The sequence below is a fragment of the Falsirhodobacter sp. alg1 genome, from assembly GCF_000739715.2.
Taxonomy (GTDB): Bacteria; Pseudomonadota; Alphaproteobacteria; order Rhodobacterales; family Rhodobacteraceae; genus Falsirhodobacter.
The window spans coordinates 432,304-453,767 of sequence record NZ_BBJC02000001.1 but is presented as its reverse complement, the minus strand read 5'-3'; the positions used below and the strand labels follow the sequence as shown (position 1 = coordinate 453,767).

The 21,464-nt window shown below is 61.5% G+C and carries 25 protein-coding genes; 15 read left to right on the top strand and 10 right to left on the bottom strand.

Annotated elements, in window-relative coordinates:
- Positions 1–9: 9 nt before the first annotated feature.
- Positions 10–1,626, bottom strand: a complete 1,617-nt coding sequence (locus tag TR36_RS02155; protein WP_062762461.1) for an alpha-glucosidase — start codon at positions 1,624–1,626, stop codon at positions 10–12.
- A 101-nt stretch (positions 1,627–1,727) separates the two neighbouring features.
- On the opposite strand from TR36_RS02155, the gene TR36_RS02150 reads away from it, so the two are divergent.
- The 4 genes from TR36_RS02150 to TR36_RS02135 all read left to right on the top strand — a co-directional run bounded on the left by TR36_RS02150 (position 1,728) and on the right by TR36_RS02135 (position 4,910).
- A complete protein-coding gene (locus TR36_RS02150) occupies positions 1,728–2,753 on the top strand; it encodes a glycosyltransferase family 4 protein (protein WP_045387858.1) in 1,026 nt (341 codons plus the stop codon).
- Positions 2,750–3,364 (top strand): glycosyltransferase family 29 protein, encoded by a 615-nt coding sequence (locus TR36_RS02145; RefSeq protein ID WP_045387860.1) that lies wholly within the window; start codon positions 2,750–2,752, stop codon positions 3,362–3,364. The genes TR36_RS02150 and TR36_RS02145 overlap by 4 nt, the downstream gene beginning before the upstream one ends.
- A gap of 113 nt (positions 3,365–3,477) precedes the next feature.
- Positions 3,478–4,500 (top strand): aspartate-semialdehyde dehydrogenase, encoded by a 1,023-nt coding sequence (locus TR36_RS02140; RefSeq protein ID WP_045387863.1) that lies wholly within the window; start codon positions 3,478–3,480, stop codon positions 4,498–4,500.
- An 89-nt stretch (positions 4,501–4,589) separates the two neighbouring features.
- The gene (locus tag TR36_RS02135; protein WP_045387866.1) at positions 4,590–4,910 is read left to right on the top strand and encodes a TM2 domain-containing protein; all 321 of its coding nucleotides are present in this window, start codon (positions 4,590–4,592) and stop codon (positions 4,908–4,910) included.
- On the opposite strand, the gene TR36_RS02130 is transcribed toward TR36_RS02135, so the two are convergent.
- A complete protein-coding gene (locus TR36_RS02130) occupies positions 4,911–5,558 on the bottom strand; it encodes a carbonic anhydrase (RefSeq protein ID WP_045387868.1) in 648 nt (215 codons plus the stop codon).
- A 131-nt stretch (positions 5,559–5,689) separates the two neighbouring features.
- Between TR36_RS02130 and TR36_RS02125 the strand changes: the two genes are divergently transcribed.
- The 3 genes from TR36_RS02125 to TR36_RS02115 all read left to right on the top strand — a co-directional run bounded on the left by TR36_RS02125 (position 5,690) and on the right by TR36_RS02115 (position 8,311).
- Positions 5,690–6,070: a hypothetical protein gene (locus TR36_RS02125; RefSeq protein WP_062762270.1), complete on the top strand. Its 381-nt coding sequence runs from the start codon at positions 5,690–5,692 to the stop codon at positions 6,068–6,070.
- Between the two features lie 63 nt (positions 6,071–6,133).
- Complete coding sequence (locus tag TR36_RS02120; protein ID WP_045387871.1) at positions 6,134–7,495, top strand: M17 family metallopeptidase; 1,362 nt, start codon at positions 6,134–6,136, stop codon at positions 7,493–7,495.
- A 3-nt stretch (positions 7,496–7,498) separates the two neighbouring features.
- Positions 7,499–8,311 (top strand): NlpC/P60 family protein, encoded by an 813-nt coding sequence (locus tag TR36_RS02115; RefSeq protein WP_045387874.1) that lies wholly within the window; start codon positions 7,499–7,501, stop codon positions 8,309–8,311.
- Here the strand turns inward: TR36_RS02115 and TR36_RS02110 are convergent.
- Complete coding sequence (locus TR36_RS02110) at positions 8,308–8,643, bottom strand: DUF2794 domain-containing protein (protein WP_062762459.1); 336 nt, start codon at positions 8,641–8,643, stop codon at positions 8,308–8,310. The genes TR36_RS02115 and TR36_RS02110 overlap by 4 nt on opposite strands.
- Before the next feature lie 31 nt (positions 8,644–8,674).
- Entirely contained in the window at positions 8,675–9,667 is a 993-nt protein-coding gene (locus TR36_RS02105) for an asparaginase (protein WP_062762268.1), read from the bottom strand.
- 156 nt (positions 9,668–9,823) lie between these two features.
- Here TR36_RS02105 and TR36_RS02100 point away from each other — a divergent pair, with 156 nt between their 5' ends.
- The 3 genes from TR36_RS02100 (at position 9,824) to TR36_RS02090 (ending at position 11,909) form a co-directional block, all read left to right on the top strand.
- Positions 9,824–10,360, top strand: coding sequence for an invasion associated locus B family protein (locus TR36_RS02100; protein WP_045387879.1), 537 nt, complete (start codon positions 9,824–9,826; stop codon positions 10,358–10,360).
- 104 nt (positions 10,361–10,464) lie between these two features.
- Positions 10,465–11,643, top strand: a complete 1,179-nt coding sequence (rlmN, locus tag TR36_RS02095) for a 23S rRNA (adenine(2503)-C(2))-methyltransferase RlmN (RefSeq protein ID WP_045387882.1) — start codon at positions 10,465–10,467, stop codon at positions 11,641–11,643.
- Between the two features lie 50 nt (positions 11,644–11,693).
- Positions 11,694–11,909 (top strand): DUF2945 domain-containing protein, encoded by a 216-nt coding sequence (locus TR36_RS02090; RefSeq protein WP_045387884.1) that lies wholly within the window; start codon positions 11,694–11,696, stop codon positions 11,907–11,909.
- On the opposite strand, the gene TR36_RS02085 is transcribed toward TR36_RS02090, so the two are convergent.
- The gene (locus TR36_RS02085) at positions 11,906–12,748 is read right to left on the bottom strand and encodes an LOG family protein (protein WP_062762266.1); all 843 of its coding nucleotides are present in this window, start codon (positions 12,746–12,748) and stop codon (positions 11,906–11,908) included. The two genes, TR36_RS02090 and TR36_RS02085, sit on opposite strands and share 4 nt — an antisense overlap.
- Positions 12,749–12,843: 95 nt before the next feature.
- Here TR36_RS02085 and dapD point away from each other — a divergent pair, with 95 nt between their 5' ends.
- From dapD to dapE, 4 genes are all read left to right on the top strand, one after another.
- On the top strand, positions 12,844–13,671 hold the full coding sequence (gene dapD, locus TR36_RS02080) for a 2,3,4,5-tetrahydropyridine-2,6-dicarboxylate N-succinyltransferase (RefSeq protein ID WP_062762264.1): 828 nt from the start codon (positions 12,844–12,846) through the stop codon (positions 13,669–13,671).
- 68 nt (positions 13,672–13,739) lie between these two features.
- Positions 13,740–13,994 (top strand): GlsB/YeaQ/YmgE family stress response membrane protein, encoded by a 255-nt coding sequence (locus tag TR36_RS02075; protein WP_045387891.1) that lies wholly within the window; start codon positions 13,740–13,742, stop codon positions 13,992–13,994.
- A gap of 124 nt (positions 13,995–14,118) precedes the next feature.
- Entirely contained in the window at positions 14,119–14,439 is a 321-nt protein-coding gene (locus TR36_RS02070) for a hypothetical protein (RefSeq protein WP_045387894.1), read from the top strand.
- Positions 14,440–14,446: 7 nt separating this feature from the next.
- Complete coding sequence (gene dapE, locus TR36_RS02065; protein ID WP_045387897.1) at positions 14,447–15,589, top strand: succinyl-diaminopimelate desuccinylase; 1,143 nt, start codon at positions 14,447–14,449, stop codon at positions 15,587–15,589.
- Between the two features lie 36 nt (positions 15,590–15,625).
- Here the strand turns inward: dapE and TR36_RS02060 are convergent, their stop codons facing one another.
- Entirely contained in the window at positions 15,626–16,348 is a 723-nt protein-coding gene (locus TR36_RS02060; RefSeq protein WP_045387900.1) for an NYN domain-containing protein, read from the bottom strand.
- Positions 16,349–16,449: 101 nt separating this feature from the next.
- Between TR36_RS02060 and TR36_RS02055 the strand changes: the two genes are divergently transcribed.
- A complete protein-coding gene (locus tag TR36_RS02055; RefSeq protein ID WP_082714814.1) occupies positions 16,450–16,728 on the top strand; it encodes an I78 family peptidase inhibitor in 279 nt (92 codons plus the stop codon).
- Here the strand turns inward: TR36_RS02055 and TR36_RS02050 are convergent.
- From TR36_RS02050 to TR36_RS02035, 4 genes are all read right to left on the bottom strand, one after another.
- Positions 16,725–17,963 carry a lytic murein transglycosylase gene (locus TR36_RS02050; RefSeq protein WP_045387903.1) on the bottom strand — a complete coding sequence of 413 codons (1,239 nt, stop codon included), beginning with the start codon at positions 17,961–17,963 and terminating at the stop codon, positions 16,725–16,727. The genes TR36_RS02055 and TR36_RS02050 overlap by 4 nt on opposite strands.
- A 71-nt stretch (positions 17,964–18,034) precedes the next feature.
- Positions 18,035–20,257: a ribonuclease R gene (gene rnr, locus TR36_RS02045; RefSeq protein WP_045387906.1), complete on the bottom strand. Its 2,223-nt coding sequence runs from the start codon at positions 20,255–20,257 to the stop codon at positions 18,035–18,037.
- A gap of 48 nt (positions 20,258–20,305) precedes the next feature.
- Positions 20,306–20,665 carry a hypothetical protein gene (locus TR36_RS02040; protein WP_062762261.1) on the bottom strand — a complete coding sequence of 120 codons (360 nt, stop codon included), beginning with the start codon at positions 20,663–20,665 and terminating at the stop codon, positions 20,306–20,308.
- Position 20,666: 1 nt separating this feature from the next.
- Positions 20,667–21,419 (bottom strand): DUF6478 family protein, encoded by a 753-nt coding sequence (locus tag TR36_RS02035; protein WP_067397890.1) that lies wholly within the window; start codon positions 21,417–21,419, stop codon positions 20,667–20,669.
- Positions 21,420–21,464: the final 45 nt, after the last annotated feature.

Here is a 21,464-nt window from a genome sequence, read left to right as displayed (position 1 = left end):
GCCGGTTTTTCATTCGGTCGACACGACGGTCCGTTCCGTGGCCGATATCCAGATGTAACCGCTTGGCCCCAGTTCCAGCGTATCCCCCGTCAGCGTTGCCGCTCGGTGCGGCCCCATGGCCTCTCCTGCATCCGTCACAGTCAGCGTCACCGGTTTGGCGCCCAGATTGAAGATGCACAGGATGCGCGCGTCATGCTCCTCATGCCAGCGGGTAAAGGCAAGAACCGGCTCCGGCAGATCCACAAATTCCGTATGCCCGATCCGCATGACCGGATTCGCCGTGCGAAAGGCCAGAATCGCGCGATAGGCATTCAGAACGGTATCACCCGTTTCCTGTGCGGCCACATTGCGGGCGGCCTGGGGTGGTTTCACCGGCAACCACGGCTTGCCGGTGGTAAAGCCACCTTCCGCACTATCATCCCACGTCATGGGGGTACGACAACCGTCCCGTCCCTTTTCATCCGGCCAGAAACGCAGCCCCTTGGGGTCCGTCAGCTCGCTGTATTTCAGCTCCGTATCGGTCTGCCCCAGCTCTTCGCCCTGATACAGGCAAATGGAGCCTTCGAAGCTCAGCAGCAACGCGGCGGATTGAAAGGCCACATCCTCGGACGAATTGCCGAATGATTCCCACCGTCCGGCATGGCGGGGAACGTCATGGTTCGAAAAGGCCCAGCACGGCCAGCCATCGGGCGCATCCTCGAAGAAGGACCGGATCGCCTTGGTGAAAAACCGCGCGTTATAGATGTCGCCCAGCATCTCGAAGGAATAGGCCATGTGCAGGCGTTTGTTGCCCTTGGTGTATTCGCCCATGATCTCGATGGAACGAAGCAGATCGCCCACCTCCCCCACCATCATGCGGGCACCGTATTCATCGGTCAGGCTGCGCATCCGTTCCAGCCAGGCAATATTCTCCGGCCGGCTTTTGGAATAGATCTGGCTTTGCATGTCATAGGGGTTGACCGGAACCGAACCGGTATCCAGCGGCGGGTTCGACCGCAATTGCTCATCGTGAAAGTAATAGTTCACTGTATCCAGCCGGAAGCCGTCCACGCCCCGGTCCAGCCAGAACCGCAGCACGTCGATGAAATACTCCTGCACTTCGGGATTATGGAAATTGAAGGTCGGCTGCTCGCTCAGGAAATTATGCATGTAGAACTGGCGTCGACCGGCATCCCATGTCCATGCCGGCCCGCCAAAAATGGCCAGCCAGTTGTTCGGAGGCGTGCCATCGGGTTTGGGATCGGCCCAGATGAACCAATCCGCCTTGGGGTTGGTCCGGTCCAGCCGGCTTTCCTCGAACAGCGGATGGATCAGGGCGCAATGGCTGATGACCTGATCGATGATGACCTTCAGCCCCAGATCATGGGCCACCCGCAGCAGTTCGTCAAAATCCTCCAGCGTGCCGAAATCGGGGTGGATGCCGTAATAGTCGGAAACGTCATACCCCATGTCCAGCATGGGTGAGGGGAAAAACGGGGAAAGCCAGATTGCATCCACCCCCAGGGACGCCACATGCGGCAGCCGCCGGGTGATGCCCTTCAGGTCGCCGATCCCGTCACCGTTCGAATCCTGAAACGAGCGGGGGTAGATCTGATACGTAACCGAGCCGCGCCACCAATCCTGCATCATCACTCTCCCATAGGGTTCAGATTATGAACGTAGCAACCGTTTCGAAGAAATAAAGCGGGCAATGGACGTGACCACGCAACCGCGTTACGTCAAAGGATATGGAACCCCGTGTCATTGCCCCGAATCTGAAACGTCGCCTGTCCGGAGTAACCGCCACCATCGCGCGGCTGGTTCCCCTGCAGGCCCGCGATATTGCCATTGTGGCCACAGGACCCGGCCTGCCGGAGGGCGTCCCGCACATGCCAATGTCAAAGGTCATCACCTTGCCGCGCAAGGAAGTGCGCGTCTGGCATGCCCGCCGCAATTCGGAAATGTTGCTGGGCCTCTTGCTGCGGACTGTTCTGCGCAAGAACCTGCGGCTGGTATTCACCTCTGCCTCGCAGCGCAAACATACGGCCTACAGCAAATGGCTGATCGGCAAGATGGATGCCCTGATTGCCACATCGGCCAAGGGGGCCAGCTATCTGGCCGCAGAGGCGCAGGTTGTGCCGCACGGGATAAACACCGACCGGTTTGCCCCTTCACCCGACCGCGCCGCGCTGCGGGCCCGGCTGCACCTGCCGGATGAAGTTCTGGTGGGATGTTATGGCCGCATCCGATCATCCAAGGGCACCGATAATTTCGTGACGGCCATGCTGGCCGCACTCCCCTCCCGCCCGGGCGTCACGGCAGTGGTGATGGGCCGCGCCGTGGACAGTGACCGCAGCTTTCTTGAGGAGTTGAAATCCCGCGTGACCGCCGCCGGACTGGAATCGCGCATCCTGTTCCGCCCCGAGGTGACCGTGGATGACATGCCCGACTGGTATGCCGCGCTCGATCTTTACGTAGCGCCGCAACGCTGGGAAGGGTTCGGACTGACCCCGCTGGAGGCGATGGCCTCGGCGGTTCCCGTTGTGGCCACCCGCACAGGTGCATTCGAGGAACTGGTGGATCAGGGCACGACAGGGCTGCTGGTTCCGACCGATGATGTCCCCGCTTTGCAGGCTGCCATCGAATCCCTGCTGGACGCGCCTGACGTATTGCACCGGATGGGACCGCTTGCACGCCACCGGGCCGAACAGCATTTCCGGATAGAAACCGAAGCCGAGATATTGAACGCCCTTTACCGGCGTCTGCTGGCATGACGCGCCTCGGATTCCTCTGGGCCCGCCTGATGCGGCAGGAAGCTCCGCTCTCTGCCCTTTCGGTGCCCGAGGATGCGCTGATGCAGGCGCTGGCGGGGCGGTCTGTGGCCTTGGTCGGCAATGCACGCGGGCTGGCCCAGACACAATTCGGCCCGCAGATAGATTCGGCCGATCTGGTTATCCGCATCAACCGGGCCCCGATGCCCGATCCCGCTTCGCACGGCAGGCGGACGGATTGGCTGGCCTTGGCCGTACGGCCGGATGAACGGTTGATGGAACGGCTCCACCCGTCGCGCGTGCTGTGGATGTCCCCCAAGCGCAAGCGGTTGCCGTGGAACATCGCCAGCACAGAAGGATTCTACCTGTATCCGCTGCAACAGGCGAACCGGCTGCGCGCAGCCCTGAACGCCCCTCCCACGACGGGAGCGATGCTGATCGACATGCTGGAACGGTCCGGCGCGGCGCGGATCGACCTGTACGGCTTTGATTTCTTTGCGACGCTCTCCCTGTCAGGCAGGCGCACCGCAGATCAGGTGCCCCATGATTTTACTTCCGAAGGGGATTGGGTGCGTGGCATTTGTGCCCGTGATACCCGTTTCCGCCTGAATTAATCGGTCTGTTTTGCGATGTATTCAGCAATAATCCTTTCATCGCACGGCATGGTACGGTAAGGGAACGCGTCCCTCATGAAGGGTACGTCCCTCAGACGCAAAGGAGGTCCACTATGGGCTACAGGGTCGTCATCGCGGGCGCCACGGGTAACGTCGGTCGCGAAATGCTGAACATCCTCGCCGAGCGCGAGTTTCCTATTGATGAAATCGTGGCTCTTGCCTCGCGAAAATCCATTGGAACCGAGGTCAGCTTTGGCGATAAGACACTGAAGACCAAGGACCTCGATACATTCGATTTCACGGGTTGGGACATGGCGCTGTTCGCCGTGGGTTCCGATGCCACGAAAACCTATGCTCCCAAGGCTGCGGCTTCGGGCTGCGTGGTCATCGATAACTCCTCGCTTTACCGTTATGATCCGGACGTCCCGCTGGTCGTGCCGGAGGTGAATGCCGAGGCCGTCGACGGCTACAAGAAGAAAATGATCATCGCGAACCCCAACTGCTCAACCGCGCAGATGGTCGTCGCACTGAAGCCGCTGCATGACCGCGCCCGCATCAAGCGCGTTGTCGTCTCCACCTACCAGTCCGTATCGGGCGCGGGGAAGGAAGGCATCGACGAGCTGTGGAACCAGACCAAGGGCCTTTACGTCCCCGGTCAGGAAGTTGCGCCTTCGAAATTCACCAAGCAGATCGCCTTCAACGTGATCCCGCATATCGACGTTTTCCTGGACGATGGTTCGACCAAGGAAGAATGGAAGATGGTGGCCGAAACCAAGAAGATCCTTGATAAATCCATCAAGGTCACTGCCACCTGTGTGCGCGTGCCGGTCTTTGTCGGCCATTCGGAATCAATCAACATCGAAACCGAGGATTTTCTGGACGAGCATGAAGCACGTGACATCCTGCGCGAAGCCCCCGGCATTCTGGTCGTGGATAAGCGCGAGAATGGCGGCTACATCACGCCGATCGAATGCGTCGGCGAATACGCGACCTATATCAGCCGCATCCGTCAGGACAGCACGATCGACAACGGTCTGAACCTGTGGTGCGTTTCCGACAACCTGCGCAAGGGTGCCGCCCTGAACGCGGTCCAGATTGCGGAAACACTCGGTAAACGCTGCCTGAAAAAAGGCTGACGGAATAGCGCCCTTCGGGGCGCTATTTTATTGCAGGGCTGTGGTTTGTACGACATCTAGTTCCGATAACGGAATATTGAGGTGCAGACGTGGTAGACATCCAGCAGCAGATCCTGATCGAACAGCGCGTTACCAACGAGTCCAAATCGGCAGGAATTGCTTATGCCCTGTGGTTCTTCACGGGCAGCCTCGGCGGGCACCGTTTCTATCTGGGGCGCACAGGCACAGGACTTGCGATGCTGGCCCTGCTGATCGTCGGCGTTGCCACCTCGATATTGGGCGTGGGACTGGCGCTTCTGGCCGCCCTTGGCATCTGGGTACTGATCGACGCCTTTCTGATCCCCGGCATGATTTCGGCCGACCGCAATGCGTTGCGGGACCGCCTGTTGGCGGCGGCCCCCAGAACCTGATCAGACCGGAACGAAGGCGCGCTCCTTGTAGTCATACTGCTCCAGCCCGCCTTCACCGATATCGTTCCAGCAGCCATGCAGGCTCAGAACGCCACTTTCCACGGCCTCGCGGACGAAGGGGAACGTCATCAGGTTTTCCAGACTTGTCAGGATCGCCTCGTTCTCCAGCTCGCGCATCGGATTCGAAACACCCTTGGCCTTCACGCGCTCGTAGCCCGGACGCAGGATTTCCATCCAGCGACCAACGAAGGATGTCGCGGCCTCCAGTTCCGGTGCGTTGCCTTCGCACATGTCATGGCACCCCTTCACACCACCGCAGTGCGAATGGCCCAGTACCACCAGATGCGCCACTTTCAGCGATGTCACGGCATATTCCACCGCAGCCGATGTTCCGTGATAATCGTTGTCCGGATTGAACGGCGGAACAAGGTTGGCGACGTTGCGGTGGATGAACAGCTCACCCGAATCGGCACCGAAAATCGCGGCAACGTCCACACGGCTGTCACAGCAGGCGATTACCATGGCGCGGGGATGCTGCCCTTCGGTGGCCAGTCGGCGGTACCATGCATTATTGCTTTGGAAAATCGTGGCACGCCAGCCGTGGAATCTCTGGATCAGATAGCTGGGAAGGGGACGCGCGTCCTGCATGGCAACTCCTGTAATGGGCACGCCCGGCAATATTCGGGCGCATCCGCTTTTTGCCACGGATAAACCGCAAGGAACATACGGTTCCTTTACCCTTGATGATGCAAATTGAAGCAGAAGTCACAGGACCTGCCATGCAAGACCCCATTTGCCGCCTGACCCCGCGCGATCATATCCGCCGTGACCCCATGCCGATGGACCGTATATTCTGCGAACACGGGCGCATTGCCCCTTGGGTCGTGCGACGGCGTGTTGCACTGCTGGCACGCGCCGTGGCCGAGATGGAATTCCGCGTGCGGGCCCGCCACGTTGCCGAACTGCCGGATCTGCTGCGGGCCTTTGGGCGGCAGGCCGGTCGGCTGGGGCTGCTGTCCCTCTCCTTCGTTGCACGAGAGGCGGCCGCATGCCTCGCCACCGATGACAGCGTTGCCTTTTCGGCGCTATGGGCCCGGCTCGAACGGGAGGCAGAGGCAGGGCTTCGCCCGCTTCGCGCCCTGATCCGGGCCGCGCTTTAGGGGGGTTGCGGCTGGACGGCAGAGGGATAGTCTTCGCGCCGCCATAAAAGCCGGAGCCGTGATATGGACCTTCCCCTTTCCCCCGCCAACGCGCATTCGCGTCCGCTGCACATTCTTGATCCGCAGGGACTGGATGGCTGGATGGCAGATCAGCCTGCAAATGTTCGTGCGTGGCTGGAAGGAAGCGGCTTTGCGGCAGCACTCGGGGATATGCGCCTGCTGCCCGGCCCGGATGGCACCCCCGTGGGGGCCGTCATCGGTCGCGGCAGCGAAGCCGCCCGCCGCCGTACCCGTTTCGGACTGGCCGCCGCCGCCCGCCTGCCTGCGGGTGACTGGCATCTGGCGGGTGACCTGCCGCCTGCCCTGCGGGATGAGGCTGTCTTGTCCTTTCTGCTGGGCAGCTACCGGTTTGACCGTTATCGCGCCATGCCTGCGGAACGTCCGCGCCTGAAGCTGCCCGAAGGTGCCGAACGCATGGCTGTTCTGGCCCGAGGCGAATGGCTGACCCGCGATCTGATCAATACTCCCGCGGCCGATATGGGCCCGGTAGAGTTGCATGCCGCCACGGCCGCCCTTGCTGCAAAGGCACAGGCCACACTGACCGTGATCGAGGGTGAAGCACTTCGCACAGGGTTTCCCATGATCCATGCCGTCGGCCACGGCTCCGATCGCGCGCCGCGTCTTCTGGATATGCGGTGGGGCACGACAGGCCCCACCCTGACACTGGTCGGCAAAGGGGTGTGCTTCGATACCGGCGGGCTGGATCTTAAAGGGGCAGCCGGCATGCTTCTTATGAAAAAGGACATGGGCGGTGCGGCCACCGTTCTTGGCCTTGCACAGATCATCATGGAACTGGCGCTGCCCTTGCGGTTGCGTGTGTTGATCCCCGCGGTGGAAAATGCGGTGTCGGGCCGTGCGTTCCGGCCCAAGGATATCCTGACCTCCCGCAAAGGTCTGACGGTCGAGGTGAACAACACCGATGCCGAGGGCCGGCTGGTTCTGGCGGATGCCCTTGCCTATGCCGATGAGGAAACGCCCGATCTTACCATCTCCATGGCCACGCTGACGGGCGCGGCACGGGTGGCCCTTGGCCACGATCTGGCCCCGTTCTATGCCAGCGATGATGCTGACGCAGATGCCCTTTCGGCTACGTCCGGCCTTGATCCGGTATGGCGGATGCCGTTCTGGGATGGCTACGAAGGGTTGATCGAACCGGGCATTGCCGATCTGGACAATGCCCCCTCCGGCGGTATGGCAGGGTCGGTCACGGCAGCCCTGTTCCTGCGCCGTTTCGCCCCCGCGCGTTACATGCATTTCGACATATACGGCCATCAGCCGTCGGATGCGCCGGGGCGGCCCAAGGGCGGCGCGGGCCAGGGCGCGCGGGCCATTCTGGATGCCCTGCCACGTTTGCTGGGGCTTTGAATCATGGATCGTCGTCTGTTTCCCGCCACGTCCACCGTTGCCCATGAAAGCCTGAAGGGCATCTTCGACTGCGCCCGCTACACCAGGGGAGAGGCCCGGCAGGTGTCGATTCCGCTGGTCGATCTGCTGGCAGCCCCCCAAGGCGCGCGTGAACGCCAGTTGACGATGGGCGAAGGTTTCACCGTCATCGATCATGACCGCCATTTCGCCTTCGGCTTTGCCGCGCGTGATGGATATTGCGGCTGGGTACCCGTCACGGCACTGGAGCCGGAGACGGTGGAAACCCATTGGGTTGCTGCCCCTGCCAGCCATATCTACCCCGAACCCCGTGTTCAGGCCCGCGAGATCGCGACGCTCAGCATGGGGGCAAAACTGACGATCGTTGCCGAACAGGATGGCTGGGCCGAAACCACCAAAGGCTTTATCTGGGCCGCACATCTGCGCCCCTTGGGGGAATGGATGGCGGATCCGGTGGCCGTGGCCGAACGATTCCTTGGCACTCCCTATCTCTGGGGGGGGAACAGCCGGGCCGGGATCGATTGTTCGGGGCTGGTGCAGATCTCGCAGATCGCCTGCGGGCGTCCCTGCCCCGGCGATGCCGACCTTCAGCAATCCATCGGCACCGAGGTCGAAGGCGAACTGACGCGCGGCGATCTGCTGTTCTGGAAGGGGCATGTGGCCCTGGCCATGGACGCACGCCGGATCATACATGCCACGGGCGCCTTCATGCAGGTGGTCATCGAGGAAACAAGCACCGCCATCGCGCGGATCGAGGCGGCCGGTGGCGGCCCGGTCACGGCGCAGCGCAGACCCTAATCGATGATGCGGATCGCGCGTTTCTCCAGAACGCGCAACACCTGGGCCAGATCATGCCCCCGCCGCAGGATCTGGCCATCCATCGCCACCACCGAATACATGCCTTGGCGGTTGCGCAGACGCGGCCTTTTTTCGATCCGGTACAGCGGCGTTTCGGCTGTCCGGCGGAATATGGAAAAGACCGCCAGTTCGCGCAGGGCGGATATGCCGTAATCCCGCCATTCCCCCATGGCCACCATCCGGCCATAGACCGACAGGATCGTACCCAGCTCCTTCCGGTCGAAATGGACCGTTTCGGGGGCGGGGTCGGGAAAAGGGATCGGGCTGCTCATGAAATTGATCTTGTCACGCAGCCGCGACAAATCAAGCGGCGAAGCTGCCCGAGGTCCGCAGAAGGCCCGTTTCCATCCCGCGCCAATTGGTCTGCACCGCATCCAGCCGTTTGCGCGTGGCAGGGTGATCGTATTCCAGCGCCCCCACCCGAACCAAGAGCCGGGCAATCGCGGCCTCGGCGGCACGTGTGCTGCCATCCTCGATCTTCAGGGCAATTCCCAGCCCCTGAACCGGAAGAATGGCCACGAAAACCGCTTCGGCCCCCGTCTTGATGGCCACACCGTCCATTGCACGCATCAGTTCCGTACAGGCGCGCCCGTCACCGGCCACCAGATAGGGATGCGCGATCATGGCCTGTGTCAGCCGATGGGCCGCGCGGTCCCGTGCATTGCCGGATCCGGTGGCACCCGCAAACCTGCCCATTGCCCGGGCCAGCCCTGTCAGCGACGTGGCAAAGTTCGGGGCGGAGCATCCGTCAATGCCGTAGCCGGGCGATTCCTCTTCGCAGATGTCTTCGAAGGCCGTCCGCACCGCACGCTGCACTGGGTGATCGATATCGATATATTCGCTGCCACCGCCCAGATGGCGGTTCAGGGTCAGAAAGCCCGCATGTTTGCCGGAACAGTTGTTATGCAGCTGGCACGGCGCCTCTTCTGCGCGGATCAGCCGCTCCCGTTCGGTCGCATCGCTTGGCATATGGCTGCCGCACCGCAGGGCGTGCTGGTCAACCCCCAGATCGTTCAGCCAGCGGTCCACCAGCGCGACATGCTGGGCCGATCCGGTATGGCTGGCACAGGACAGGGCCAGATGCGCATCGGTCAGGCCCATCGCCTCGGCAGCGCCGCTTTGCAGCAGCGGCAGCGCCTGAAGCATCTTGCAGGACGACCGGGGGAACATGGTCAGCGCCGGATCGCCCCATGCCTCGACCACCTGTCCGGCTGTGTCGCAAATCACGGCATGGCCCCGATGAACGCTCTCCAGCATACCACCCCGCCACAACTCTACCATGGAAACTGCCGTCATCGTTCCGCCCCCTCACAGATATGCGATTTTGAAGTATATGGCCTTTGAAACCGCGCACGATCCAAGGTATACCTGAGCGATATCGAGATGAACGAGCCCACGCCAGACAAAAGCACGCAATAAGGCGGCAGGCGGGGTCGGAACGGAGGCTGGTACATGATTTCGACGAACAGACGCCTGATGGGTGCCGCCTTGCTGGCCGCAACGCTGGGGTTCAGCGCAAACGCGGTCGTGGCGCAGGAATCCACAAACCGCGTAGCGACGAAGACCGACTGGAGCGTTTTCACCGAGAACAGCCCCAAGGAATGCTGGGGCGTTTCCAGCCCGAAGAACACCGTGAACTCGCGTGATGGTGCGGTCGTCGAGGTGCAGCGGGGGGATATCCTGCTGTTCGTGACCTTCCGTCCGGGTGCGGGCGCCAATGGCGAAGTGTCGTTTACAGGCGGCTACCCCTTTGCCAGCAACTCCACCGTCGAAGTGGCGATCAACGGCAAGACATACCAGATGTCCACCGATGGTGAATGGGCATGGCCTGCAGACAGCGGTGCGGACCGTACGATTCTTGCCGCGATGAAGGCAGGCAGCGAAGCGGTTCTGACGGCCCGTTCGGGCCGTGGCACACAGACCAAGGATACCTTCTCTCTCATGGGGTTCACCGCCGCCATGACCGAGGCCGAAAACCGCTGCAAGTAATCTTTGCGGCCTGACGAAAGCGCCCCGGCAACCGCCGGGGCGTTTCTGCATTTAAAAATCCGGCGGATATTGCTATATTACGCCTTTGCCAAACCGAGGACGCCATGAACGCCACCCCACCGATCACGCAGGATGTGCTGACCCTTCCGCGCAAGCTGCCCGAAGGTGGCAAGCGGAACATCATCGGCCTGACCCGCCCGCAGCTTCTGGCAGCGCTGGTGGAAATGGGCACGCCCGAACGTCAGGCAAAGATGCGCCTTGGCCAGATCTGGCAGTGGCTTTATCACTGGGGCGTCCGTGATTTTGAAAACATGACCAATCTGGGCAAGGACTACCGTGCCCAGCTGGCCGCACATTTTGAAATCGCATTGCCCGAGGTGGTGAACCGCCAGATTTCGGCCGACGGTACACGCAAGTATCTGGTGCGGATCGCCGGCGGGCATGAGGTTGAAACCGTTTACATTCCCGAAACGGGCCGTGGAACGCTGTGCGTATCCAGCCAGGTCGGCTGCACATTGACCTGTTCGTTCTGCCATACCGGCACACAGCGTCTGGTCCGCAACCTGACGGCTGGTGAAATTGTCGGCCAGTTGATGCTGGCGCGCGACGATCTGGGTGAATGGCCTGAACAGGGCGCGCCGCGCGAACATACGCGCCTTGTGTCCAACCTCGTGCTGATGGGCATGGGAGAGCCGCTGTACAATTTCGAAGCTGTTCGCGATGCGATGCATGTCGTGATGGACAACGAGGGGCTAACCCTGTCCCGTCGCCGGATCACGTTGTCCACGTCGGGCGTGGTGCCCGAGATTTCCCGCACGGCCGAGGAAATCGGCTGCCTGCTGGCCGTTTCGTTCCACGCCACCACGGATGAGGTGCGGGATACTCTGGTACCAATCAACAAGCGCTGGAACATCAAGACGCTGCTGGACACGCTGCGGGAATATCCCCGCCTGTCGAACAGTGAGCGGATCACTTTCGAATATGTAATGCTGAACGGCGTGAACGACAGCGATGCCGACGCCCGCCGGCTGGTAAAGCTGATCCAGGGAATTCCCGCCAAGATCAACCTGATCCCGTTCAACGAATGGCCGGGCAGCGCGTATCAACGGTCCACCCCGGAACGCATCGCGGCCTTTGCCGAGATCGTCTTCAATGCGGGATATTCCAGCCCCGTTCGCAAACCGCGCGGCGAGGATATCATGGCAGCCTGTGGCCAGCTCAAGTCCGCAACCGAGCGTCAGCGCAAATCACGCGCCCAGATTGCCGCCGAAACCGGCACCTGACCGGAACCGCCTGCGGCCCGGCACCGTTCCCGTCAAAAGGGAGCGGTTTCATGGCAAAGTTTTCCAAGGGCGATACGGTTGAATGGAATTGGGCATCAGGCACGGCCAGCGGAACGGTTGAACAAAGCTTCACCCGCCGCGTGCAGCGCACGATCAAGGGGCGCAAGATTGTCCGTAACGGAAGCACGAAGCGCCCCGCCTATCTGCTGAGCCAGAAAGACGGGACCAAGGTGCTGAAGCTGGAAAGCGAGCTTTCGAAAGCTTAACGCACGGCCTTGCGTGGGGGCGGGGCAACCCAGTTGTCCATGTACTCCATCGCCTCCTCGGCAGTTTCCACAAACTGGAACAAGCCGAGATCGGCATCGGAAATGGTTCCGGCATCCGCCAGAACCTGCCAGTTGATGATGCCCTCCCAGAATGCGCGACCGAACAACAGGAAAGGAATAGGCTCCATCCGGTGGGTCTGGATCAGCGTCAGCGCCTCGAACATCTCGTCCAGAGTTCCAAATCCGCCGGGGAACACGCAGATCGCATTCGCCCGCATCAGGAAATGCATCTTGCGGATCGCGAAGTAGTGGAAGTTGAAGCTGAGCTCCGGCGTCACATAGGCGTTCGGCGCCTGTTCGAACGGCAGCACGATGTTCAATCCGATAGAGCGGCCGCCCGCATCCTGGGCCCCGCGGTTTCCCGCCTCCATCACACCAGGGCCGCCGCCGGTGCAGATCACATCCTCATGGCCGCCGCCCGCCATCGACCGTTCGGTCATCATGCGGGCAAAGCGGCGCGCCTCTTCGTAAAAATGTGAAAGATCGGCCAATGCGGGCGTGCGCGCCGTTTCGCGCCGTTCCGGAGCCGGAATACGCGCCCCCCCGAACAGCACGATGGTGGAGGTGATGTTCTGCTCGTCCAGAATCATCTCGAACTTCTGCAGTTCCAGCTGCAAACGCACGGGCCGCATCTCAGGGCGCGTCAGGAACTCGGAATCGGCAAATGCCAGACGATAGGAGGGGGACTGGCTTTGCGGCGTCTCGGGCACATTATGCGCGGTGCGGATATCCTGCGTTGAATCACGCAACGGCTGCTGTTTGCGGCTGTGTTTTGTCATGACGCCTTCTTTCGCTTTGGCCCTTGGGAATTGCGGGACCGTCCCCTGCCGTTTATAGGCGTTAGGCAATCAAGGCCATTGGAAAGGGACCACCCATGACGAACGCTGCGCTGGAAACCGCTATTAATGCCGCATGGGATGCACGCGACCAGATCACCCCCGCCACCACGGGAGAGGCGCGTGATGCCATCGAAGCCACGCTTGCCGCGCTGGACTCCGGCAACCTGCGGGTGGCCGAGCCGCGCGACGACGGCAAGTGGCACGTGAACCAATGGGCGAAAAAGGCCGTCCTGCTCGGCTTTCGCCTGAAGGATATGGAAATGCAGTCCGGCGGCCCCCAGGGTGGCGGCTGGTGGGACAAGGTGGACAGCAAGTTTGAAGGCTGGGATGAAAGCCGCTGGCGCGAGGCCGGTTTCCGCGCCGTCCCGAATGCGGTCGTCCGCCGCTCGGCCTTCATCGCCAAGGGCGTGGTCCTGATGCCCAGCTTTGTGAACCTGGGCGCCCATGTCGGTGAGGGTACGATGGTCGACACCTGGGCCACGGTCGGGTCCTGTGCGCAGATCGGCAAGAACGTCCACCTGTCGGGGGGGNTCGGCATCGGCGGCGTATTGGAACCGCTGCAGGCCGATCCGACAATCATCGAGGACAACTGCTTTATCGGGGCCCGGTCCGAGGTCGTCGAAGGCGTAATCGTCCGTGAAGGATCGGTGCTGGGCATGGGAGTCTATCTTGGCCAATCCACCAAGATCGTGGATCGCGAAACCGGCGAAGTGTCCTATGGCGAGGTACCGGCAGGATCGGTTGTCGTCTCTGGCACCATGCCTTCGAAAAACGGCGTAAACCTGTACTGCGCGGTGATCGTGAAAAAGGTGGATGCAAAAACCCGGTCGAAAACATCGATCAATGAACTTTTGCGTGACTGATCGAAGGAACTTTCCCCGGCCAGATCACGTTGCTCCTTTGAACTAGAATTGCAGAAGGGACAACGGATATGGCTGGACTAGGTTGGATCGGCGCGATCATCATCGGTGCTATTGCAGGTTGGATTGCAGAGAAATTGATGAAATCGGACCACGGACTGCTGATGAACATCATTCTCGGCATCCTCGGCGCCGTACTCATGAACTTTCTGCTGGTTGCCATTGTCGGCGCAACGGCCGCAGGCGTGTTCGGACAGCTGCTGGTCGGCGTGATCGGTGCCTGTATCCTGATCTGGCTGGGACGGGTGCTGCGCAGCCGCAGCTAACCGACCTATCCTTGTTGCAGAAACCTCCGTACCCGCATGGGTGCGGAGGTTTTTCATTGCCTGCCCTGTCTTGCGATCATGCCCCGAACCTGCGACATCAAAGGCCGAACCGCAGGAAACAGCCATGACCGAAAAGCGCCCGCAGCAGGTTTTTACCCTTGTCATCGAAGTCGGCCGCAAGGCTGGTGACGGATTGCCCCACAAAGCGAAGGGGGCCGCCCTGATGTGCTATGCCTCGGGGGTGGATGAGGCAGAAGCCGTGCGCGAGACGGTGGCCATCCTCAAGCAGGCCAATCTGGCCCCGCTGGACGTATCCGGCTATGGAACGCTGGAAGAGCGTGAAAAGAACGGGGACGAGATCGACCCCGAAGAACGCGCCCTGATGGATCGCGCTTTGGCCGAGAATTCGGTCATCGTTGCGCAGATGACCCCCTTTTACGACTGAGGCCCCCATGACCATTGATCCCGTCGCCCTGACCGTTGACCTTGTCCGCTGCCCATCGGTCACACCGGACGAAGGCGGGGCACTGGTCCTGATGCAGCAATTGCTGTCGGATGCCGGTTTTGAATGCACACGGGTGGATCGGGGCGGCATCAGCAATCTTTTTGCCCGCTGGGGTCGCAAGGGTGCAAACCGGACGTTCGGCTTCAACGGACATACAGATGTGGTGCCCGTGGGCGATGCCGACGCATGGACCTATGATCCCTTTGGCGGCATCATCGACGGGGACTGGCTATATGGCCGCGGGGCCACGGACATGAAATCGGGTGTGGCCGCCTTTGCCGCCGCCGCCATCGATTTCGTGAAGGAAACACCGCCCGAGGGCTCCATCATCCTGACCCTGACCGGGGATGAGGAAGCTTCGGCCGAACATGGAACGGTGGCGATCCTCGACTGGATGGCTACGACCGGCGAACGGATGACCGATTGCCTCGTGGGCGAACCGACCTGCCCCGAGGTCATGGGCGACATGATGAAGGTGGGCCGTCGTGGATCGCTGACGCTACGGTTCGTCGCGCGCGGCGTGCAGGGCCATGTGGCCTATCCCCACCGCACCAAAAACCCCGTGGCCGCCTTGGCGCGCCTGATCGCGCGGCTTGAGGAAACGCCGCTGGATGAGGGGAACGCCCAATTCGATGCGTCCAGCCTTGCCACAGTCACCTTCGATGTCGGCAATCCGGCCACCAATGTGGTTCCGGCCGAGGCGCGGGCCACCGTCAACATCCGGTTCAATGACATTCATACGGGCGAAAGCCTGACCGCCCGTATCGCCGCCGTCACAGCCGAGATAGAGGAAGCGACAGGGGTTTCTATCGCCATGACCCCGACCATCGGCGGTGAAAGCTTTGCTACCCCGCCCGGTGAATTGACCGAACTGGTCGCCAAGGCGGTTCAGGCGGAAACGGGCGTCGCGCCTGCCCCTTCGACCTCGGGCGGCACATCGGATGCGCGTTTTGTAAAGAACCATTGCCCGGTGGTGGAATTCGGACTGGTCGGGCACCGCATGCACGCCGTTGATGAACGTGTGCGCGTGTCCGATATCACCAAGCTCAAATCCGTTTACGGTCGTATCCTGCGCGACTACTTCGCCTGAGCTGCCCGGAGGGTGCCCCCTGCGGGGCGCCTTTTCCTATGCGATGTCGCGCGCCAGAAGCTGGCCACCCTCTCCCAGAACCACCTCGAACCGGCTGACCTTGCGGACCAGATCCGAGAGTTTTGCCGCCCCGTAGGTCCGCGTGTCGAAATCGGGGTTTGCCTGGGTGATATATTGCCCGATCTGGCCGAGTGAATACCATTCCCCCTCCGGATCGATGGCGCGCATCGCCGCTGCGATCAGCGGGATGGCATTGGCGGGGGCCTCTTTGGCAGGGCGGGCAATGGCCGGCGTTTCTTCGGGTTCGTCCGGCTCCCGTGATGTCATGTTCTCAACATAGATGAACCGCTTGCACGCCATGCGAAACGCCTCGGGCGTCTTTTTTTCACCGATCCCGTACACATCCAGCCCCTGTTCGCGGATGCGCGCTGCCAACCGGGTGAAATCACTGTCGGAACTGACCAGCACAAAACCGTCGAACAGGCCGGAATGCAGAAAATCCATGGCCGCGATCACCAACCCGATATCGGAGGCATTCTTACCCCGCGTATTGGAAAACTGTTGATCGGCCACCAAGCCCAGATGCGCGACCTTTTCGGCCCATCCCTTCAGCCGCAACGATGACCAGTCGCCATAGATCCGGCGCACAGAGGCCTCTCCCAGCGATGCGACCTCTTCGAAAATGGCCGCTGCGTAATGCGCGGGCACATTGTCGGCGTCGATCAGAACACACAAGCGGGGGGCGCGATCTTCGGGCATGAAGCCTCCTTATTTCGGGATACTTTAACAGGCATTGCGCAGGGTGCCAGTTGCCGTATCCAAGGACACCGCTATTTCCTGCAAATAAAGGAGGACGGGATATGACACGAACCACGCGGATAGCCATGGGGATCGGCATTGTACTCGGCATCGTGGCCTGCAACCGGGAACCGGAACCGCAAGTGCAGGCGGCGGTCTGCGATCCGGACGCCTTTCAGACACTGGTGGGGCAGCCGACCAGCGCCATGTCGGGCATGGATCTGCCCCGTCTGACGCGAATCCTGCGCCCCAACCAGCCGGTAACGCTGGATTTCAATCCCGAACGGCTGAACATCCAGACCGATCGGGAAAGCATCATCACCGAAGTGCGCTGCGGTTAACGCAGCGACGCCAAGAGCGCGGGGCTGGCAAATCCATCCGGAATCAGGCCGGCCTGACGCTGATAGGCCGAAATCGCCTTGGTCGTATTGGGGCCGATCCGCCCGTCTGCCCCTTGGGTATCATACCCGGCGCGTGTCAGCCGTTCCTGCAGCTCGACCCGTTCGGCCCGGCTTAGCGCCGGTTCGGGGTTTGTGGGAATATTTCGTAGCGGACCAAGGCCGCGCAAACGGTCGGCAAGATGCCCGACGGCAATCACATAGCTGTCTGCCGCGTTATACCGCTCGATTGCGTGGAAGTTGTTCTGGATCAGGAAAGCCGCGCCTTTGGCCCCACCTGGCAGCAGGATAGAGCCTTCACCCGCCGGAATGGTACGGCCATCAGCCGAACGCACGCCCTGCGCTGCCCATGTTCCCGAAGGCTTGGTGATGGATTTGCCGATCTGTGTGTAATCGAAGCCCTGCGGCAGGACGACCTCCATCCCCCACTGGCCGCCTCGCTGCCACCCTGACCGTGCAAGATAATTGGCGGTGGACGCCAGCGCGTCGGTCGGATCGTCGGACCAGATATCACGCCGCCCGTCGCCGTTGTAATCCACGGCATATTCAAGGAACGACGATGGCATGAATTGCGTATGGCCCATCGCACCGGCCCAGCTTCCGACCAGATTGTCGGGGGTAACATCGCCGGCCTGCACGATCTTCAACGCATCGATCAGTTGCGCCTCGAAGAATTCGCCACGACGGCCGTGATAGGCAAGGGTTGAAAGGCTCTCGATCAGATGCGTGCGTCCGCGATTGCCGCCAAAGTTGGATTCCATGCCCCAGATCGCAACAACGACCTCCTTGTCCACACCATAACGGGCCTCAATCCCGTCAAGCGTCGTGGCATAGCGCGCCAGCATCGCCCGCCCCTGTTCGATCCGGTTGGCATTGACTGCCCCGGCAAGGTAATCCCAGATGGTCTTGGTGAATTCCGACTGGCGACCGTCCAGCGATACCACTTCCGAATTGTAATGCACGCCGGCAAATGCCGTGTTCAGGGTGGCGGGGCTGATGCCCGCCCGCGTGGCCCGTGGCCGGAAATCGGCAATCCACGCCTGAAGGCCCGCATCCGTGCCCGGCCCCTGGATTGGTGCGGACACCGGACGGGGCGAGGAGGTGACATTGCCCGCGCCGGGGCCGGCGCAGGCCGTCAGAAGCACAAGAGCGCTGGCCGACAAAAGGATATTCCGCATGATCTTACCGCTCGGTTTTTTATTCGTTGAACCGAGTGTAACGATTCCGCACCGATCCGTGAAGCGCGGGGTTAGGACCGTTTGCGGATCACACGCCGTTTCCGCTCCAGCTTGGCGGGTTTTCGCGGAGCAAAGCGCCCTTTGCGCTGGCTGCGACGGGGCAAGGGATCCCCCTCGACATCCAGCAATTCCAGCAAAAGCCCCCCCGTGACCGGCGTCGCCTCGGTCAGGCGCACGCGCACGCGCTGGCCGATGGCCAAAGTCAGTCCCGAATCGCTGCCGACCAGCGATTGCGCATCGGCATCGAAATGGAAGAATTCATGCCCCAGCGACCGGACCGGGATCAGTCCGTCCGCACCGGTTTCATCCAGTTTGATGAACAGGCCGAACCGCTGCACCCCGGAAATCCGGCCTGCAAATTCAGCCCCGATCCGCTCCGACAACCAGGCAGCCAGATAGCGGTCGTTTGTATCACGCTCTGCCGTCATGGACCGGCGTTCGGTATCCGAGATTTGTTTGGCCGTCTCGCCCAGATTTTCGGTATCAAAGGCAGACAAGCCATCCTTGCCCCAACCGTGCCCCGAAATCAGCGCCCGATGCACGATCAGGTCTGAATAGCGCCGGATGGGAGAGGTGAAATGCGCATAATTGCGCAGCGCCAGACCGAAGTGCCCGAAGTTTTCCGGGTAATAATAGGCCTGCGTCATGGACCGCAGGGTGCTGATATTCATCAGCTCATCGTAATCCGTTCCCTCTGCCTGCGACAACAGGCGGTTGAGATGCGCGGTTTTCAGCACCTGCCCCTTGGCCAGGGTAAAGCCTGCGCCCTGCGCCACCTCGCGCAGCGATTCCAGCTTGTCCGGGCTGGGCTCTTCATGCACGCGGAACAGCAACGGCTGTTTCAGGCGCACCAGTTCCTCGGCGGCGGCGACATTGGCCAGCACCATGAATTCCTCGATCAGGCGGTGCGCATCCAGCCGTTCGCGAAAGTTGACGGAAGACACCTTGCCGTCCTCGGTCAATTCGATCCGCCGTTCCGGCAGGTCCAGATCCAGCGGCTGACGACGTTCCCGCGCGGCCTTGGCGGCGGCATAGGCATCATACAGCGGCGTGATAATCCTCTCCATCATGGGGGCCACACGATCCGACGGGGCCCCATCCTGCGCGGCCTGCACCTCTCCATAGGTCAGGCTGGCGATGGACCGCATCATTCCGCGAACGAAACGATGGTCGATCTTGTTGCCCTCGGCATCCAGTGTCATCCGCACCGCAAGGCAAGGACGTTCCACCCCCTCGTGTAGCGAGCACAGATCGCCCGACAGCGTATCCGGCAGCATCGGAACGACACGGTCGGGGAAATAGGTGGAATTGCCGCGGCGCCGCGCCTCGCGGTCCAGCTGCGAACCGGGCGTGACATAATGTGCCACATCGGCAATCGCGACCCAGACGATATGGGTACCCCCGGGGCCCGCCTCGGCAAAGACGGCATCATCATGGTCACGGGCATCGGCAGGGTCGATCGTGACCAGAGGCAGATCGCGCAAATCTGTCCGCGCCCCCATCGGCGCGGGGCGGGCGGCATCCGCCTCCGCCACCACTGCATCGGGGAAATGATCGGGGATTCCATGCTGGTGGATCGCGATCAGCGAAATGGCCCGAGGGGCCGAAGGATCGCCCAGACGGGCCAAGATCCGCGCACGCGGCAATCCCATACGCTTGGGGCCGGATTGCTCGGCCTCCACCAGTTCACCATCCCGCGCACCATCGGTATCCTGCGATCCGACGATCCACTCCTTATCCTGCTTCTTGTCGATCGGCACGATCCGCCCGCCTTCGGAAGCGGCCCGGAAAACCCCGAGAATTCGCAGCGGGTTCGATCCGATCTTGCGGATCAAACGCCCGACATAGGCATGATCCTCATCCTCCACCTGCTCCAGGCGGGCAAGGATCTTGTCTCCCTCCCCCAGGGCATCGGAGGCGCGCGTCTGCATAAGGATGCGTGGCGCCGTACCCTGCCCGTCCCAATCCAGCGGTTCGGCAAACAGATCGCCCGCGGCATCGGGGGCCAGAACCTTCAGCACGGAAACGGGCGGCAGGCCTGCGGCATCACGATAGACGCGCTTGGATTTGGCAAGTGTGCCTTCACCCTCCATATCCTTCAGCAGACGCTTCAGCTCGATACGAAGGGCACTGCCCTTGATACCGAACGCCTTCGCGATCTCGCGCTTGGAGCTTTGGGTCGGATGATCTGCGATCCATTCAAGGATCTGCGCTTTTGAAGGGAGCTGTTCCATATACCGCAGCTAGCACGCTGCGATACCGTCGTCACCTACACCTTCACTTCAGGACAAAGTTTCCATGCAGTGACGCCGAAAAGCACGCCGCAACAGGTCCAGTTCCGCCCGGAGCGCTGCAAGTTCGGCCTGCATGTCGCTTTGATCGGGGCTGGTGGTCGCAATATTGAAATGCCCGGCCACCGTGCCATCCTCCAGCCGGATCAGGAACGTGTGCATTCCGTCATCCAGCAATTCCACGGGAACCGGCACGGAAATACGGTGAACACCCTCCCCCTCGGGCATGACGCTGATGTTCTCCAGCAGTTCTCCGCGATGGACGACATGAATGCCCGGATCATCCTCTGCGCCATGCAGAACCCCGTGCCACGTGCCGGCGTGCCAGCCTTCCTGAACCAGTGTCACCATATCAAATCTCCGCCCGGGGCCGTCGTGTAAGTGTCAGGTCTTTCAATACGATACAATTCATCCGCGGATCCTCGAAAATCAGATCCAGCCAGATCTTCTCGACCCGTGCCTCGTTCATGTTGGTATAGGCCAGATCGAATTCCGCCTGAAGGATTCCGTCTTCGTACCACAGTTCACGCACAACCTGTTCGGTATTCGGGCCATGCTGTACATTCAGCCGTGCCGATATGCGCGACGGACGCTCTTCCTCGACATCGACCGTCAGGCAGATCAGGTGCTTGCGCAGCAATCCCTGAACAGCCTCTTCCGGCAGTTCGATCGCAAGCGACATGAAGCTGCCTTGAAAGGAGAAGACATCCATCTGCAAGGCATATTGCCCGTTCGGGCGCCGTATCTGGCGCACGCCCACTTCTTCGGCAGGACAATCGTGGAACAGCGTGACATCCCCTGCCAGCTTGTCATGGGACCGCAGGGCAAGGCCTGCCGAAATGGCATCCCCCGTCCACAGCTCCGGCCGCCACGACCAATCCGTCCCCAAGGGGCGCGGAATAGGCTGATCCGCCAGCGCCCGACGGTCGGCCGTTGCAATCAGCCGGTCCAGTTGCGTGCGCAATGCCGTAGCACGTTTCCGCAAGGCCATCAGACGCTCGGGCGGGGTGGTATCCGCCTGACTGGCCGCACGCGTCCACCCGGCAATCACACGGCGGTGCAAAAAGCCTTCGATCTTGCCGTCACGATGCTGACTCTGCGTCACACGAACCCTCCAAGCTTGCCCTTCAAAGTCTTTGCGCGAATCCTC

Coding starts and splice junctions, on each gene's coding strand:
- TR36_RS02085 (WP_062762266.1), bottom strand. CDS start 12,748: ATGACAAAACACAGCCGCAAACAGCAGCCGTTGCGTGATTCAACGCAG.
- rnr (WP_045387906.1), bottom strand. CDS start 20,257: ATGGAACAGCTCCCTTCAAAAGCGCAGATCCTTGAATGGATCGCAGAT.
- rlmN (WP_045387882.1), top strand. CDS start 10,465: ATGAACGCCACCCCACCGATCACGCAGGATGTGCTGACCCTTCCGCGC.
- TR36_RS02140 (WP_045387863.1), top strand. CDS start 3,478: ATGGGCTACAGGGTCGTCATCGCGGGCGCCACGGGTAACGTCGGTCGC.
- TR36_RS02050 (WP_045387903.1), bottom strand. CDS start 17,963: ATGCGGAATATCCTTTTGTCGGCCAGCGCTCTTGTGCTTCTGACGGCC.
- TR36_RS02115 (WP_045387874.1), top strand. CDS start 7,499: ATGGATCGTCGTCTGTTTCCCGCCACGTCCACCGTTGCCCATGAAAGC.
- TR36_RS02110 (WP_062762459.1), bottom strand. CDS start 8,643: ATGAGCAGCCCGATCCCTTTTCCCGACCCCGCCCCCGAAACGGTCCAT.
- TR36_RS02120 (WP_045387871.1), top strand. CDS start 6,134: ATGGACCTTCCCCTTTCCCCCGCCAACGCGCATTCGCGTCCGCTGCAC.
- dapE (WP_045387897.1), top strand. CDS start 14,447: ATGACCATTGATCCCGTCGCCCTGACCGTTGACCTTGTCCGCTGCCCA.
- TR36_RS02075 (WP_045387891.1), top strand. CDS start 13,740: ATGGCTGGACTAGGTTGGATCGGCGCGATCATCATCGGTGCTATTGCA.
- TR36_RS02150 (WP_045387858.1), top strand. CDS start 1,728: ATGGAACCCCGTGTCATTGCCCCGAATCTGAAACGTCGCCTGTCCGGA.
- TR36_RS02060 (WP_045387900.1), bottom strand. CDS start 16,348: ATGCCCGAAGATCGCGCCCCCCGCTTGTGTGTTCTGATCGACGCCGAC.
- TR36_RS02130 (WP_045387868.1), bottom strand. CDS start 5,558: ATGCAGGACGCGCGTCCCCTTCCCAGCTATCTGATCCAGAGATTCCAC.
- TR36_RS02145 (WP_045387860.1), top strand. CDS start 2,750: ATGACGCGCCTCGGATTCCTCTGGGCCCGCCTGATGCGGCAGGAAGCT.
- TR36_RS02125 (WP_062762270.1), top strand. CDS start 5,690: ATGCAAGACCCCATTTGCCGCCTGACCCCGCGCGATCATATCCGCCGT.
- TR36_RS02070 (WP_045387894.1), top strand. CDS start 14,119: ATGACCGAAAAGCGCCCGCAGCAGGTTTTTACCCTTGTCATCGAAGTC.
- TR36_RS02100 (WP_045387879.1), top strand. CDS start 9,824: ATGATTTCGACGAACAGACGCCTGATGGGTGCCGCCTTGCTGGCCGCA.
- TR36_RS02105 (WP_062762268.1), bottom strand. CDS start 9,667: ATGACGGCAGTTTCCATGGTAGAGTTGTGGCGGGGTGGTATGCTGGAG.
- TR36_RS02090 (WP_045387884.1), top strand. CDS start 11,694: ATGGCAAAGTTTTCCAAGGGCGATACGGTTGAATGGAATTGGGCATCA.
- TR36_RS02155 (WP_062762461.1), bottom strand. CDS start 1,626: ATGCAGGATTGGTGGCGCGGCTCGGTTACGTATCAGATCTACCCCCGC.
- TR36_RS02055 (WP_082714814.1), top strand. CDS start 16,450: ATGACACGAACCACGCGGATAGCCATGGGGATCGGCATTGTACTCGGC.
- TR36_RS02040 (WP_062762261.1), bottom strand. CDS start 20,665: ATGGTGACACTGGTTCAGGAAGGCTGGCACGCCGGCACGTGGCACGGG.